The 15,405-nt window shown below is 65.5% G+C and carries 13 protein-coding genes; 3 read left to right on the top strand and 10 right to left on the bottom strand.

Annotated features, from left to right (window positions below; genetic code table 11):
- Positions 1-273 precede the first annotated feature (273 nt).
- On the bottom strand, positions 274-1,284 hold the full coding sequence (locus tag VJ923_RS05210; RefSeq protein ID WP_326439262.1) for a substrate-binding periplasmic protein: 1,011 nt from the start codon (positions 1,282-1,284) through the stop codon (positions 274-276).
- Between the two features lie 444 nt (positions 1,285-1,728).
- On the opposite strand from VJ923_RS05210, the gene VJ923_RS05205 reads away from it, so the two are divergent.
- Entirely contained in the window at positions 1,729-2,487 is a 759-nt protein-coding gene (locus tag VJ923_RS05205) for a ComF family protein (protein ID WP_326439260.1), read from the top strand.
- A gap of 5 nt (positions 2,488-2,492) precedes the next feature.
- Here the strand turns inward: VJ923_RS05205 and VJ923_RS05200 are convergent, their stop codons facing one another.
- The gene (locus VJ923_RS05200) at positions 2,493-3,821 is read right to left on the bottom strand and encodes a glycosyltransferase family 2 protein (RefSeq protein WP_326439258.1); all 1,329 of its coding nucleotides are present in this window, start codon (positions 3,819-3,821) and stop codon (positions 2,493-2,495) included.
- A gap of 400 nt (positions 3,822-4,221) precedes the next feature.
- On the opposite strand from VJ923_RS05200, the gene ahcY reads away from it, so the two are divergent.
- Positions 4,222-5,478, top strand: a complete 1,257-nt coding sequence (gene ahcY, locus VJ923_RS05195; RefSeq protein WP_326439256.1) for an adenosylhomocysteinase — start codon at positions 4,222-4,224, stop codon at positions 5,476-5,478.
- 169 nt (positions 5,479-5,647) lie between these two features.
- On the opposite strand, the gene VJ923_RS05190 is transcribed toward ahcY, so the two are convergent.
- The 5 genes from VJ923_RS05190 to VJ923_RS05170 all read right to left on the bottom strand — a co-directional run bounded on the left by VJ923_RS05190 (position 5,648) and on the right by VJ923_RS05170 (position 11,419).
- Positions 5,648-6,934 carry a type II toxin-antitoxin system HipA family toxin gene (locus VJ923_RS05190; RefSeq protein WP_326439254.1) on the bottom strand — a complete coding sequence of 429 codons (1,287 nt, stop codon included), beginning with the start codon at positions 6,932-6,934 and terminating at the stop codon, positions 5,648-5,650.
- Positions 6,931-7,275: a helix-turn-helix domain-containing protein gene (locus VJ923_RS05185; protein ID WP_326439252.1), complete on the bottom strand. Its 345-nt coding sequence runs from the start codon at positions 7,273-7,275 to the stop codon at positions 6,931-6,933. The genes VJ923_RS05190 and VJ923_RS05185 overlap by 4 nt, the downstream gene beginning before the upstream one ends.
- 104 nt (positions 7,276-7,379) lie before the next feature.
- A complete protein-coding gene (locus VJ923_RS05180) occupies positions 7,380-8,207 on the bottom strand; it encodes a formate dehydrogenase accessory sulfurtransferase FdhD (RefSeq protein WP_326439650.1) in 828 nt (275 codons plus the stop codon).
- Positions 8,208-8,314: 107 nt separating this feature from the next.
- Positions 8,315-10,369 carry an aldehyde ferredoxin oxidoreductase N-terminal domain-containing protein gene (locus VJ923_RS05175; protein ID WP_326439250.1) on the bottom strand — a complete coding sequence of 685 codons (2,055 nt, stop codon included), beginning with the start codon at positions 10,367-10,369 and terminating at the stop codon, positions 8,315-8,317.
- Between the two features lie 48 nt (positions 10,370-10,417).
- The gene (locus tag VJ923_RS05170) at positions 10,418-11,419 is read right to left on the bottom strand and encodes a 4Fe-4S dicluster domain-containing protein (RefSeq protein ID WP_326439248.1); all 1,002 of its coding nucleotides are present in this window, start codon (positions 11,417-11,419) and stop codon (positions 10,418-10,420) included.
- A 281-nt stretch (positions 11,420-11,700) separates the two neighbouring features.
- Here VJ923_RS05170 and VJ923_RS05165 point away from each other — a divergent pair, with 281 nt between their 5' ends.
- A complete protein-coding gene (locus tag VJ923_RS05165; protein ID WP_326439246.1) occupies positions 11,701-12,471 on the top strand; it encodes a Crp/Fnr family transcriptional regulator in 771 nt (256 codons plus the stop codon).
- Between the two features lie 22 nt (positions 12,472-12,493).
- Here the strand turns inward: VJ923_RS05165 and VJ923_RS05160 are convergent, their stop codons facing one another.
- From VJ923_RS05160 to VJ923_RS05150, 3 genes are read right to left on the bottom strand one after another with little or no spacing between them, the layout of a single operon-like run.
- On the bottom strand, positions 12,494-13,750 hold the full coding sequence (locus tag VJ923_RS05160) for an XdhC family protein (RefSeq protein WP_326439244.1): 1,257 nt from the start codon (positions 13,748-13,750) through the stop codon (positions 12,494-12,496).
- Between the two features lie 42 nt (positions 13,751-13,792).
- Positions 13,793-14,290: a hypothetical protein gene (locus VJ923_RS05155; RefSeq protein WP_326439242.1), complete on the bottom strand. Its 498-nt coding sequence runs from the start codon at positions 14,288-14,290 to the stop codon at positions 13,793-13,795.
- Positions 14,291-14,308: 18 nt separating this feature from the next.
- Positions 14,309-15,403, bottom strand: a complete 1,095-nt coding sequence (locus VJ923_RS05150; RefSeq protein ID WP_326439240.1) for a hypothetical protein — start codon at positions 15,401-15,403, stop codon at positions 14,309-14,311.
- Positions 15,404-15,405: the final 2 nt, after the last annotated feature.

The raw sequence follows: 15,405 nt of genomic DNA, 5'->3' as shown, positions 1-15,405 counted from the left end.
AGCCTTCAAAGCAGCTAAAAAAGCGTCCATATCGCCGTTATTTGGCAAGAAAAAAAATTCGCTAGGCCAAATAGTCGCGATATGGACGCGCAAAACGACAAGGCCCCGCGAGCAGACAAGCTCGCGGGGCCTTTTCTTACACGATGAAGCGGCGTCAGACGCTGTTTGGCAGACTCCTCGTCGCCCGCAGTATCGACGCTACCCGACAGACTTCTCGTCGCCCGCGGCGTCGGACGCTCTTTGGCAGACTCCTCGTCGCCCGCGATGTCGGCGCTACTCGGCGGACTCCTCGTCGCCGGAGGTATCCTCGCTCGAAGTGTCGCCCTCGTCGCCCGAAGCGTCGTCACCGGTCTCGTCGCCGGACGCATCGGTGTCGGTCGCATCGTCGCTGGAGTCCTCGTCCTCGCCCGAAGCGTCGTCGGCTCCGCCATCCTCGGTACCCACCGCGGACACCGCCTGGTCGCTGACGACGGTAAGACCGTCCAAAACCACCGTGGTACCGAGCCACTTGCGCTCGATGACGCCGATGGTGCCGTCGCCCACCAGGCGCGCCAGCACGTCGCCGGCGGCCGTCTGCAAATCGACGTTCTCGTTCGAGGCGCCCATGCAGTAGCCGTTCGGCGTCATGAGCATGGCCACGATGGAAGCGTCGAGCCCCTGGCCGTGGGCCGCGTACAGGCCGATGACGGCGTCGGCGGCCACATACTGCACGCTTCCGGCCTGCAGGGCCTCGAAGGCCTCTTTCAGGCTGTCAGTGGGCGTGAGGGAGTTCTCGCCGAACACGTTGGAGACGGCCCAGGCGCTTTTCGAGGACACCTGCGCCGCGAACGTGGCGCCGGAGTCGGCCGCGGGGATGCCCGCATCGGGGCTTAAGGCGAACACCGCGATGCCCGTGGGCAGATACGATGCCGAGCGCCAGAAATCGCCCTCGCTGCTGGAATCGTCGATGCCCATGACGATGTCCACATCCCCATTGGCGATGGCCGCGGCCGGGTCGCTTCCCACGTCCACGATGGACAGCTTCAGCCCCAGCTCGTCAGCGACGGCCGCGGCGATATCGACGTCGATGCCGATGATCTTGCCGCTGCCCATCCCGGCCAAAGGCGGGTTTTCAGTGTTGACGCCCACGCGCAGGGTGCCCTCCTCGCCGATAACCGGCGGAGCCACCTCGGCGGACTTCAATTCGGGCTGATAGGCGCCCGAGCCGGAGCACCCGGCCAGGCCAAGGGTGGCCGCCGCGAGCAGTGCCACGAGGACGGTCGCAAGGATCGAACGTTTTCTCACAGTATCCTCCGTCTTGATTCCGATATCGGCGCCTCTTCCGACTGACCTAGTCTTTGACCCCACACTCGCGCACCGGGGCTTTCGCTTGCGCTACCGACCCTCTCGCCCGTCGCGACGTCCGTGCCGCGAAATATCAGCGGGCGGTGCGGCTTACCTCTAGGATACGCCATGCTCACATCGGGACGCGCCCTCCGCTTACGTGGATCCTTTCGACCGCATCTGCCATGGACTTGGAAGGCCGCAAGCGCGCCCCTCCGCAACTACAGACCCGAAAGAAGCTCCGCTAAGTGTAGCAGATGCAAGGCCCCAGATGGAAAAGCCCCCAAGAACTCACGAAGTGCGACGGGTGCGCGGTTTGCGGGAGGTGCGCAGCGGGACTTCCCGCCGTCATGTTTGCGGTTTTGCGGAAGTACGCTCAGCCCCATGAAACCGATGGCAGGACAGATGAGGCTCTTCGAAGAGGAGGCGGACCGAAAGCGGGGCCGCTGGCTCGCCGTGCGCGATTTCGCCAAGGAGATGGTGGCCGAGACCCTCTACCCCACCCGCTGCGCCGTCTGCGACGCGCCGGGCAGCTCGCTGTGCGCGCGCTGCGCTGCAACGCTCCCCTTCATTGACGCGCTTTTGGCCTGCCCGCGCTGCGGGGCGCCCTTTGGCGCGGTGCAGTGCTCGGAATGCACGCCGGTGCTGCTGAGCTCCTTCGGCTACGACGAGCCGCCCTACGACGAGGCCGTGAGCGCCCTTTTGCTTTCCGATGAGGTGCGACGCATCGTGACGGTGTACAAAGACCAGAACGAGCGGTCCCTCGCCCGCCCCATGGCCGAGATCATCGCCCGCTATCTGCCGCCGCGCTGGCTCGCCCGCAGCCCCGCTATCACCTACGTGCCCGCCACCGTGGCCGCCCGGCGCCGCCGGGGGTTCGATCACGGGGAGCGCATCGCCCGGGAGGTGTCCTTTACGGTAGAAGCCGAACTCGCTCCCCTGCTCGTCCCGCCCCGCCGCCTCGATCAGCGCAAACTCGGGCGCGTCGGCCGCATCGGCAACATGCGAGCATCGCTCACGGTGCTTTCCGGCGCGAGCATTCCCGAGACCCTCATCCTCGTCGACGATGTGTGCACCACCGGCGCCACGCTCTTCGCCGCCACCGACGCCCTTAAGGCAGCGGGCGCAAAGACCGTTTTTTGCGCCACCTTTGCCCGCGCCTGACGGACCTACTTCGAGGAGAGGCGGACGCCCTCGGCTTCGGAGAACTCGGCAACGTCGACAGAGATGGAGTGGCGGATGGGCTTCCACGCCGCCTTCTTCACGAGCGCGATGAGGGCGATGGGGATGTAGGTGAGCATGAACACGGGGAACGTGAACATGTAGCGCACCTTCTTCGCCGTGGTCGTGCGGATGGACTCCCACTCGACAAAGGTGGTGAGCACGCCGAACACGAACATGAACACGATGTAGTTGCACAGGCAGAACACGATGGAGGTAAGCGAGCTGGCGATGGCCACGCCCGTGGACATGACGCCGGTTACGGCCAGCGCGATGATAATGGAGTTGAACAGAATGGAGATGATGGACAAGAGCATGCCCGGCGCGATGGTCATGAGCATGTCGTAGCAAGCGAAGCGATAGCCCTTGGGGTTCACGACCGCGCCCTTCACCAAGCGGCCGGCATAATGGGCGAACACCTGGTAGAAGCCCTTGGCCCAGCGGAAGCGCTGGTTCCACGAGTCGCGGAAGGTGATGGGCTGCTCGTCGTAGAGCACGGCGGTGGGACAGTAGGAGATGCGCACGCCGTCGATAATGGACGAGGCGGAGAACTCGATGTCCTCGGTGAGCAGATGCCACTTCCAGCCGCCAGCGGCCTTCAAGATGTCGGCAGCGATGAAGAAGCCCGTGCCCGACACCGCACACGAGGTGTTCAGCGTCAGGCGCGCCTGGTTCAGGAACTTCGCCTCGCGCAAGAACCACACGCCATAGCCGGCCGAGATCCAGTTGCTGCCGAAGTTCTTGGAGTTGCGGTAGGAGGTGGAGGCCTTGGCGCCGTTATCGAAGGTGGCGTTCATCTCGCGGAAATAGTTCACGTCCAGCACGTTGTCGGCATCGAAGACGAAATAAGCCTCGTAGTCTTTGTCGGCGTACTGCTCCCAGATGGCCTTCAGGCCCCAGTCGAGCGCGTAGCCCTTCCCCACCTGCTTGTCGTTGTGGCGGGGAAACACGATGGCGCCGGCCTCACGAGCCACAGTCGCCGTGTTGTCGGTGCAGTTGTCGGCGATGACGAAGATATCGATGAGCTCGGCCGGATAGTTCTGCACCTTGATGGAGTGAACGAGGTCGGCGATGACCGCCTCCTCGTTGCGGGCCGCCACCATGACGGCATAGCGATGGTTGCGGCGAGCGACCTTCTTCGGCGCCCGGCGCGTGAGCACCACGAGCACGTAGTAGAGCTGGTAGGTATAGCAAATGGTGAAGGTAAGGAACACGCAGAAGTTGAAGATATCGACGAAGGACAACGCCGACACTTGCGATGCTACGGTATCGAACACCTTGAGGCTCCTCGGTCTGGCGCCCCGCTAAGGGCGCAATCACGCACCCAGAATGGGGCCGGGCGCTTGGGCTTGGCTGGGTTGCCCAGACACGCGACCTTACAGGCGCGGCTGCGCAAACGGTTGAAGTATAGCCGTTTCGCTCCCTTGCGCCAGAGCCTAAGCGTCCACTTCGGCCAAATTGGCGCCTTTCGGAACCAAAGTGTTCCTTTTCACCGCATTTGCCCCACACCCCCTCCATATATGTAAGGGAAGCGTAAGGTTTTTCCGACAACCGGGACGGCCCGCCCCTCCCCTGCCGGCCTGTGCTACCCTGTTCCCCATGCAATAAACCTTGGCGGAACCGTGGCGCCGATACCTGCGCCGGCGCCGCAGCCGCCTACAAGAAAGGAAGCAATCCGTGAGCCAAGCCTGCGACATTTTGGACATCAACCTGGCCGACGAGGGGCAGGCCCGCATCCTGTGGGCCGACCGCGACATGCCGGTGCTCGCCCGCATCCGCGAGCGCTTCGCCGAGGAGCGCCCGCTTGAGGGCGTGCGCATCGGCGCGTGCATGCACGTGACCACCGAGACCGCGAACCTCATGCGCACGCTGGTGGCCTCGGGCGCCGAGGTGGCCCTGTGCGCCTCGAACCCTCTGTCCACCCAGGACGACACCGCCGCCTCCCTCGTGCGCGACTACGGCGTGAAGGTGTACGCCATCGCCGGCGAGGACGCCGAGACCTACGAGCGCCATATCGCCGAGGTGGTGGCCACCAACCCCCAGATCATCATGGACGACGGCGCGGATCTGGACACCGCCCTGCACACCAAGTTCGCCGACAAGCTCGAATACGTCATCGGCGGCACCGAGGAGACCACCACGGGCGTGGTGCGCCTCATGGCCATGGCGGCCGACGGCGCCCTGCGCTACCCCGTTTTCAACATCAACGATGCCAACACCAAGCATTGCTTCGACAACCACTACGGCACCGGTCAGTCCACCCTCGACGGCATCGTGCGCGCCACCAACCGCCTGTTGTGCGGGCGCACCATGGTGGTGTCGGGCTTCGGCTACTGCGGGTCCGGCCTGGCCCAGCGCGCCCGTGGCATGGGCATGGACGTCATCGTGTGCGAGGTGGATCCGCTGAAGGCGCTCGAGGCCCACATGGAGGGCTACCGCGTCATGAAGGCGGAGGACGCGGCCCGCTTCGCCGACGTGTGGGTGACCGTCACCGGCGACTGCAACGTCATCGACGAGCCGGCGTTCGCGAACATGAAGGACGGCGCCATCATCTGCAACTCCGGCCACTTCGACTCCGAGATCAACATGAAGTGGCTCAAGGCCAACGCCGTGAAGGTGGAGGAGCTGAAGCCGCTCGTGGAGGAGTACACGCTGTCCGACGGTCGCACCGTCACCGTGCTCGCCGAGGGACGCCTCGTGAACCTCGCCTGCGCCGAGGGGCACCCCGCGAGCGTCATGGACATGAGCTTCGCCAACCAGGCACTCGCCGCCGAGTACCTGTACAAGCACGCCTCCGAACTGGAAGACAAGGTATACGACGTGCCAGCCGCCATCGACGACGACGTGGCCCGCGTGAAGCTTGAGACGCTCGGCATTGAGATCGACACCCTCACCGAGGAGCAGATCGCCTACATGAACTCCTGGAACTTCTAGGGTTTCGAACGTTCCCGCAGCGGCCTGCAAGGGCCGCTGCGCTCCAAGGCGAAGGCCACCCCGGCGCGGGCCTCGTCGATGAACAAGGCGTTCCAATCGATGCCCGTCACGCGGCCGCAAGGCCCCGCAAGCCCGCCAGCCCGATGCCGCTCCGCATCGGGCGAAACATTCACAGCGAGACGAACTGCCCCTGAATCGAGCGGGCCTGCGCCTCGGGAAGTCCGGCCTCGTCCGCGAAGGCGCCCCAGCGAGACACCGCATCCGCCACTTCCCCCAAAATCTCCCGCGCACGCGAGGCCTTGATGCTCATGGCCTCGGCGGCGGCCAGGCAATCACCGCGTTCGATACCGTCGCGCTTTCCGTTGACGGTCATCTGGTGGGACCCCGTCCAGATGCCGTCGGGGTTGTAGGCGTAGGTGACGTCGTAGGCGGGAGCCAGATGCCACGCTCCATCACGACCCATGAGGAAGGACACGTTCTTCACGTGATCGTCCTGGTTCCGGGTCATCACGTTGAACACCATGCGACGGAAGATCTCCTCTGCCTCCTCCTGGCCGAGCCCCACACGGCGTGCCACCTCCACCGCTTGCTCGTAGCTGTGGGCACCGGAAACGTTGAAATCGAAATGGGCGAGGGCGCCGAGCGACTGCATGTGAATCTTATCCCCGTCGGCGGTTCGGTCGAAGCGGCGCGTCATGAAATGGCGACGCCCCCCTTCCTCAAACAAGCGGCACTCCTCCATGGAGATACCCGACATCCGGGCCATGAGATAATACGCGTACTCGATAACGGTGTAGCGGGGGCCGTCGAGCGCCTCCTTATCGCGGTTGCCCGACACGCCGTCGAACTTGATGAGCCAATGCCCGAACCCCCGGCTTGCGGAAGTTTGGCCAGATCGCATCTCCCCCGTCTGCTCGTTCCACGACACTACGGCTTTCGCGCGCGCACCGCCGGCCGACGTTCCCACTCGGATGATCTGCTCCATGGCGTGGTCGGCAGCTGAGGCCTCGAGCATCTCCCGCTGCGTGAGGATGCGCGAGGCCAGATCGACAAGCGCCTCGACCTCAAGCTCGTCGCCGGGGCTCGCTTCGGGGCCGATGACAGGAGCGTACTCCAACGCGCCCATGCCCCTCACACCCGTATAGCAAAGCCGCTCCACGGGATTCAACGAGCCGCGCGGACAGCCTTGGGCCTCCAACCAGCTATCGATGACCGCATTGCCAAACTTATCGGGAAGCGAGTCAGCGAGAAGGCCCGGCAGCCCGTGGAAAGACTCGACAGCGAGCTGCGGAAACGAGTACACCTGCCCGGAAAGCGGCATGACGAGCGGCGCCAGCTCGATACCGCTGGCCACGAAGCTGGGGTCGTACTGGAAGCGGGCCGCCCGCGACCCGTCCTCCCAGGCCACGGCTCCAATCGCAGTCCCCCACAGGCGCACTTCCGCTACAGTCGTCATTGCTCATCGCCCCACTTCCAAGCCGTCCCCGTGCCGGTTTTCCGGGAAGCGCGGACACGCTGGCGGCGAGGCTCTTCGGAAAGAAGCTCCAGAGGGCCGGGCTCCTGCGCCGGCACGAGCATTTCCATACGGGAAAGCAGTCCCAGCGCTCTGAGAACGCTCACAAGACTTCCAGTGGTCACATCGGCGCCGCGCTCCAGGTTCGCCACGGTTCGCTGCGAGACGCCGGCTCGTCGGGCGAGCTGGGCCTGGGTGAGGGGGTAGCCGATGCGGGCCTGCCGCAAGCGATCACCCAGCTCCTTGGCCACCGCCTCGTTGGACGCAAAATCATCGATCGTCATTTCGACCCCATTGAATTAATAGGCAACATATTGCCTTTTATATACCATTATTCTATCTAATATGCAATATGTTACCGTTTATTCAACAGGCATTCGAGCATCGGCTAGCCGGCGTAGAGGGTGAGACGCGAGGAGGTCACGTAGCCCGCCAGCGCGATGCCGCGCGCACGCGCCTCCCGCACGGCCGCATCGGTGGGGCCCGAAAGCGACGCCACCGTGCCCACGCCGAGACGGGCCGCCTTGCGCAGCATCTCGCTGCTGACGCGACCGGTGGTGGCGAGCAGAAACCCCGCAGCGTCGATACCGGCCAGCAAGCAGTGGCCGGCCAGCTTGTCGAAGGTGTTGTGCCGGCCGATGTCCTCGTACAGGGCGATCATCTCGCCACGGCGGAACAGGGCCGAGCAATGGGTGCCGCGCGTGGCCGCGTACTCGCGGGCGCCCACGCGCATGACCGTGACCGCGTCGCAGATGCGGTCGGCATCCCCCGGGGCCAGAGCCGGAAGCGTTTCGGGGAGGGAGGGAACGCCGGCCCCGGCCGCAAGGGAGGGGAAAATACGGCCCGAGGGGGCGGCGAGCGCCGTCCCCCCGAACCCGGAGGTGATCACGCGCGCGGCGGGGCGCCGCACGGGATGGGAGAGCGTAAGATGCGCGGTGCTTCGCGCGGCATCCAGGTCCAGGGCCAGCACCTCGCGCGCATCGCCGATGACGCCCTCGCTGAACAGGAAGCCGTACACGAGCTCGAAGAGGTTCGCATCGGAGCACATGAGCGTGGCGAGCTCGCACCCGTTCGCGATGATGGAGAGCTCATGCTCGCAGATGACCTCTATGGCCTCGGCGGCAACGTCGCCCTCGTCGCAGCAGACGACGGAAAAGGAGCTCCGCGGGAAGGCCTCGCGCTCCCCCGCCGCCCGCATCGTGCAGGCCTGCACCATGTTTTCCACGACTCCCCCCTCTCGCAGGGGCGGCCCTGCAGGGCCGCCCTCTCTCGGCTTCAAGCGGGGCGACCCCAGAAAGAGCCGCCCCTATACGCCCGGCCTCGCTAGGCGGGCAGCTGCACGCCGTACTCGTTCACCAGACGGTCGGCGATCTCGGGCACGCCGGCGGCCTCGAAGGTGGAGATCTTCGGCATGCCGCTGGCCACATCGAAGCCCATGACCTCGTACCAGGCGTCGAGCATCTTCTCGTAGTGCTCCTTGGTAAGGCCCGTCTCGGTCTGGTAGAAGCTGTTCTCCAGATTCTCGGCGGAGTACTCCTCATACACCTCGTCGAACAGCTCGTCGTCGGAGCGGTCGCAGCCCTGGCGCGTCAGAATGGCGCGCTCGAGCAGGAACATGCGGTCGCCGAAGGCAGCCTCGTCCTCATCGGTGAACTCCTTGCCGGTGACCACCGCGTACAGCTTCTTCGTGATGTCGAAGTCGCCGGCGTGGTCCTCGGTGTAGTTGGAGTAGATGCCCATGGCGCTCATGGCGATGTAGCAGAAGATCAGCGAGTCGTCCAAGGACTTGAACTGGTGGTTCCACTTGCAGAACGGGGCGATGTACTCGCTCTCCCAATCCCAGTTGCGGATGTCCTCGTACACCTGGGGCGTACCGAACAGCTTCGTGGAGTTGCCGTCCACCAGCGCCTGCCACTGGTCGGACCCCGGCGGGAGCAGCTCGCCGTTGGAGCCGAACAGCAGGTAGGTCTCGGCGCCCGTGCAGCGGATGTCGGTGGCGTTCAGGTTGGAGGTGGCGAAGCGCAAAAGGCCGGGGGCCAGGTAGGCGCCGGGGATGTACCAGCCGCACACGCCGCCGCCGTTGTGCTTGGGGCTGTTGCGAATGCCGCGAATAGCGCGGTAGAAGTACTTGGCCTCGGGCGTGCCGACGAACTCCTCCAGGAAGTAGCGCCAACCCTTGGCGATGGCCTTGCCCACCTCGGTGGTCTGGTAGGCCACCGAGTACATGAGCTCGCGGGTGAAGTCCTCGGTGCCGAAGTCGGTCCAGTCGATGCCCGTGTTCTCCTCGGTGAGGATATTGCCGGCCTGAAAGATAGGGTCGAGGCCCTGGAACCAGGTGTTGCAGTCGGACAGGCCCAGACGCTCGTTCAGCGTGAGGCGGCGCATATGGGCGCGGCCCACGTACTCGCCGCAGGCGGCGGACTCGGCGGACACGGGAATGGCCTCGGTGCAGCGCAGCTGGCCCAGGCTCATGCCGGAGCCGTCCTTGAAGCGCACGCCGTAGCCGCAGCCGCCCCAGGGGCAGGAGTAGCAGCCGGTGTAGGCGATCTCCAGCTTGCCCTCCGGGTCGCGCGCCTCCTTGTACAGGTCGGTGTCGGTCAGGGGCAGCGACGCCTGCCAGGAGCCCACGTAGGAGTTGGCCGGCGCTTCGGGCGTGGTCTCGTAGAGCTTGCGGCAGCACAGGTTCTGCACGTACTCCACCAGATCGAGCAGGCCCTGGGGGTCGGCCACCTTCACCGAGCCGGAGCCCTGGATGGAAATGGCCTTCAGGTTCTTCGAGCCCATGACGGCACCGAAGGAGCCCATGCCCGTGGCCGAGGACTCGTCGGAGAGGATGGTGGAGAACATGGACATGTGCTCGCCGGCAGGTCCGATGGAGGCGATCTTCGCTTTGTTGCCGGAGCGGCGGTACAGCTCGTTCTGCACGGCGAAGTTGTCCATACCCCACAGATCGCGGGCATCGCGGATCTCGGCAATGTCGTCGTTGATGTAGAAGTACACCGGATAGGGCGCCTTGCCCTTGAAGATGATGCCGTCGTAGCCGGCGAACTTCATCTCCGGGGCGAAGGAGCTGCCGAAGCTGGAGCGGGCGAAGGAGCCGGTGTCGGGATAGCCGGCCGGCGATACGGCCTGCACGAAGGTGCGGCCTCCGTCGAGCATGGTGCCGGTAACCGGGCCGGTGAGGAACGTGAGCACGTTCTCGGGATCCAGCGCGCCGGCGGAGGGATCGCACTCGGTCCACTGGATGATGGAGCCGAGACCGCGGCCGCCGATCCACTTGTCAAGATCGTAGGTGTCGGTCGGGATCTTCTCGACGGTCATGTTGGTCAAATCGACCTTCAGCAGGGTACCGACGTACCCGTAGTATTCATCTGCCATGGAAATCTCCTCGGATAGAATCGATGCGAACGATGCGGTGCGGGCGGCCTAGTACTCCTCGTCGACGCCCTTGACCCAATAGCTGATGTCGCCCACGAGCACGACCTCCGCGATCTGGGAGGGGTCGTCGATGGCGAAGCTGAACTCGAGCGGCAGATGCTCGTGGATGGACATGCACCACATGTGCTCCTCGCTGGAGCCGAGCACGTTGCCCGACGCGTCCTTGAAATCGCAGTGCATCTTCACGCGGAGGTCGGCACCGTCGGAAGACGTGACCTGGCCCTTCACCTGCACGCCGCCGTCGGCGGCCACAAGCGCCCAGTCCTGCTCGTCCATGGCCTTGCCGGCATGGGGGCCGGTGTACTCCTTGGTGAAGGTAACGCCCTCGAGCGCGCCCTCGGTGGCCTTCTCCACGTAGTCGTCGATGCCAGGGCGCACCACGGTGTACTCCTCCCAGGACAGCTGGGACGCGCCGAGCGGGCAACGCTTGACGCACATGGGATCGCCGCCGCACAAATCGCACTTGAAGCAGGTGTTCGTCTCGGGGTTGTACTTGATGCGCGAGGCGGCCGGCGCGAACACACAGGCGTTCAGGCAGGTCTGACAGCCCACGCACACGTCCTGGTCGATGACGCGGGCGCCGGTGCTCTCGTCCACGTGCAGGGCACCTGTGGGACAGGCGGCCAGGCAGCGGGCATCATCGCACTGCTGGCAGTACAGCACGTCGGTGAGATAGGCCTGCTGCACATCGGTCAGCACCGTGTTGCGCGCCAGACGCGGGTTGATCAGCTGCTCGTGGGACAGCACGCAGGTCAGCTCGCAGGTACGGCAGCCGCTGCAGATGTACTGCTGATGCACCACGTGTCCCTTGGCCTTGGCGACCTCGCCCGTCTCGGCGAGCTCTCCTTTGCCGGACGGCGCGCAGCCGGCCAGCATGCCGCCCATGACAGCGGCGCCGGCGAGAATGCCGCCGCCGGTGAGGAACCCTCGGCGCGAGACGCCGGCGGCCTGCTCCTCGCAGGCAGCGGTCTCTTCGATGGTCTTGCTCATGTAACCTCCCCCTTCTCCTGGGATCGACTCAACGGACAGGGGGGCGCTCACCGGTTGCCCTTCGATCGCTCTTCCCCTGCATCGATGATTTTAGAGAGGACCGACCAGGCAAAAGGTGCCCTGGCTACCAAGTTGAGCCGATGTTTTGTGGCGTAGGTCACAATTGAAGGGGCATGAATTGTGTAGAGTGCACAGCAGGGGAAGTTACCCCTTTTGGGGAACACCGTCGGCGCTGAGGAAGGCTATGCTTTTCCGAGCGAGCAGAGGGGCAAGGAGGGGCCATGAGGCTGAGGGATTTCCAGCGAGCGGAGGAATACGGGGTCATGCACTGCCCCGTGCGCGACATCTGCCCCGTGGGCATGGTGTGCGGGGCCGGCAGCAGCGACTGGATGGAGAGCGGCAAGCTCATGCCCGCCGTCATCGATTTCGACCGGGGCGACCTTCTGTGGACCGACCACCGTTTCGAGCACCATGTGTTCGTCGTCCGCGAGGGCGTACTGTCCTGCATGGCCCATCACGATGCCGATAGCGAGGCGCCCTTCACGCTGTACGGAGCGGGCATCGGCGTGGGCCTGGCCGACCTGTACGTCCCCCGGGACCGCACCAGCACCTACCATTTGCACGCCATCGTGCCGGGCAAGATATGCTCTCTGCCCTCGAAGGTGCTCAAAAGAAAGCTGGAGGCGCTGACCGGAGATACCCAGCAGCGCATTCTCGCCGTCTCGCTCTACAACCAATCCACCGGCGCGCTTCTGCAGTCGATTATCGCGTCGCGGCCGCTTCTCGGCCAGCGCATCGGCATGCTGCTCACCTGCCTGCAGGCTCTGGCGGCCCGCGGCGCGGTGCAGCTTAAAGCCCTGTGCATCACCCACGACGAGATAGCATCCCTCGTCCTGTCGGACCGGGCCTCGGTGACCCGAGCCCTGCACCAGATGGAAGAAGACGGCCTCGTCGAGCTGGGCTACCGCTCCGTTACCGTGAGGGAGCCGCTTTACGTCCGCTACGCCGAGTGGATCGAGACTTGCAACGCCTTCAGCTCCCCCGCCGATTAGCCAATGTTCTCAGCTGCGGAGACTATGCCTTAGCGCTCTTCTCCGCCTCGGCCTTGCGGGCGGATTCCAGCATGGTGGTGAGCGCATAGGGGCTGCCGTGGCGCACGGCGGTGATCTCGGCCATGACCGACAGGGCGATCTCGGCGGGTTCGCGGCCGCGCAGATCGAGCCCGATGGGGCCGAAGATACGGTCGATCTCGTCGTCGCTGTGCCCCGCTTCCACGAGCGCCCGGTAGCGCGAGAGCTGCGTCGTGGTGCGGCCGAGCGAGCCGATGTAGAAGGCCGGCGATTTCAGGGCCGCCGACAGAGCTGGCACATCGATCTTCGGATCGTAGGTCAAGGCGCACACCGCCGTGGAGGACGTGAGCGGGATGCTCTTGAAGGCCTCCTGGGGCCAGGCGTGAACGAGCTCGTCCACGCCGGGGAAGCGCTCGCCGGTGGCGAACACGCGGCGCGGGTCGATGACGACGGTGCGGAATCCCAGCACATGGGCGATCTCGCACAGGCGCATGGCGATGTGCACGCCGCCGATGCAGATGATCTGGGGCTTCGACGAGACGCGGGCGAAGAACCAATCCACCGGCCCTTCGATAACGTGGCCCGCAGACTCGGTCAGGGGCCGATCCCAGGCCGCGGCGGCAGCGCGGGCGATGTGCTCGGCCGCCCCTGCGTTCCGGGCCGCCTCAAGGGGCACGATGGCGAGCACCGAGCCGTCGGAGGCCGCCTCGATAACCGCAAGACGCTCCCGGCAGCCGGGCGCGAGGGCCTCAAGCGCCGCTTGGGCCGTGGCGGCATCGGCCACGATAAGGCTCATGCCGCTAAGGGGTGTCGCGCCTTCGAGGGCATCTGCATCGGGGAGGGAGTCGGCGCAGATGCCCTCGAAGACCGGTTCGACGGCCTCCACAGCGGTCAGGCGCAGGTAGGCGCCATCGGCGGTAAGCAGCGCGTCTTCGAAGGCGAAGAGCGCTTCATCGAGGGCATTCACGAAGACCTCGATGTTGCCGCCGCAGGACAGGCCCACCTCCTGAGCCCTGCGCGTGGAGGCGTGGAATTTCTCGAGGGAGGAGAGGCGCCCGGTCGCGCATTCCATGGCCACCTGGGCCACGGCGCCTTCGATGCATCCGCCGGAAACCGAGCCGGACAGCCGGCCGTCGCCGGCGATGGCCATAACCGACCCGGGCACGCGGGGCGAAGAGCCCCAGGTCTTGGTCACCTGGGCCAGGGCCACGCACGCGCCCTCGGAAAACCACCGGCGCACATCATCACGAACCTCGCGCATACTCTCCTCCTCCTTACGCGTTGCGTCAGCAACGACGAAGCATTACTGCATCTCGTGGCAGGTCAGGCACTCCTCGTCGGTCAAGTTCTGATCGACGTGGCTCGCCGGAACCTGGGTTCCCGTACCCGAGCCGTCGGCCGTGTGGCAGCTCGTGCAAGCCGTGCCGTTGGCCTCGCCGTGAACCACTTCGGGGATATCGCAGGCGATGCCGTAAGTGGGCACGTACTCGCCCTCGCTGTAGTCGGTGATGCCCTCGAGCGGCTCGAGGTTGGCCGACTGCACGGCGCCCACGGCACCGCCGGCGATGCGCTCCTGCTGGAGCTGCTCCTCCTCGGAGCCCTCGATGGCCGTGCCGCTGGCGGCCTCGGCCTCCACGCTCGGGTCGTAGGGCGTGTACTGGCCGCGCACCACCATGTCGTTGGAAGCCAGGCCATCGCTGGGGGCGACCTCTTGAGTCTCGGGCGCACAGCCCGCAAGGCCTAAAGTCAGCGCCGAGGCGCACAGTATCGCCGCGAGGCCCTTCCTTGTCATTCCCTTCATGTCTTATCTCCTTTTCAACTAGTGAGAAATGGGGTTGAAAGCAACGTTGCGAATCGGTTCGGATTGAAGTTCGCGAGCTATCGCGCCAAGCGCTTCCTCGTCGAGTCCCACCTGGCGGCAGCAAACTGCGGGGGCCGCAGGGTCGTCGGCCATCTCAAGAGGAAAGCCCTTGGCCGCTCCGTAGGTGACGACTTGCAGCGGACGCTTGATGCGCAGCTTCTGGGCTCGCTGAATGAAGACGCCCAAATAGGAGCGGTTCTCCATTTCGCGGGGAGCAAGAACGCTCACAGCCAAATCGCAGTGCACCTGACGCTTCTCCTTGCGGTTGACCACGGGCGCCACCGACCCCTCGTCGGCAAGACGGTAGAGCAAAAGCACGCGATGGCCCAAAAGCTCGAAGGTGTTCCCGCCGGCCGAGGTATCCCGCGCCAGCGGTACCATGGCGTCGTAGTAGTCGATCTCGCGGGCGCACTCCATCTTCAGCGCGTAGGTTTCGCCCTCGCGGGTGCGAAACACCGCCTCGGGAACGCGAAGCTCGCGCGAGGGCACCTGCCATCCGGCGCGTACCTCGTCGGTCTCGACCGCTACGAGCGAATCGGGCCCCTCGGCGGCAACGACCCAGAAGCGCACCGGCCCAAGAGCGCTCACCACGCTCAAATAGACCCAGGCCTCGTAGGCCGCGCGAAGAAGCACCTCGAAGGGAGCCCGCGCTGCCTCGCGCGCCGCACCGTCCACCTCGGCCAAAGGGACCAGGCCGCTTGCCGCGTCCAGCACGAGCGCCTGCAGGGGCCGCGCGGCGGCCTCCCGCGGATCCTCGACGAACTGCTCGAGACGCGGCGCCAAGGCGTAGCGGGAAAGCCCCGCGGCCCGGCAGAGGCCCTCTCTTGCCGAGGAAAACCGGCGCGCAAGCACCTCGGCGGCAGCCATCTCATCGGCGAGCACCGATGCGGCAAGCAGCTTCTGCACCTGGCTCGCGCGACGGTAGAACTCATCGCGCGCGGGCTTCGGCACCGAGATCTTACCGGGGGCGAGCTTAACGCCCTCTTGGGCAGACGCCCATCGGCGCAGCTCCCCCAAAGCGCTTCCCCAGCTTACCGCCACGTTCTCCGCCATCG

The organism is Adlercreutzia shanghongiae (genome assembly GCF_035830635.1).
In the GTDB taxonomy this organism is placed as follows: Bacteria; Actinomycetota; Coriobacteriia; order Coriobacteriales; family Eggerthellaceae; genus Adlercreutzia; species Adlercreutzia shanghongiae.
This window is presented reverse-complemented; position numbering and strand designations above follow the sequence as displayed.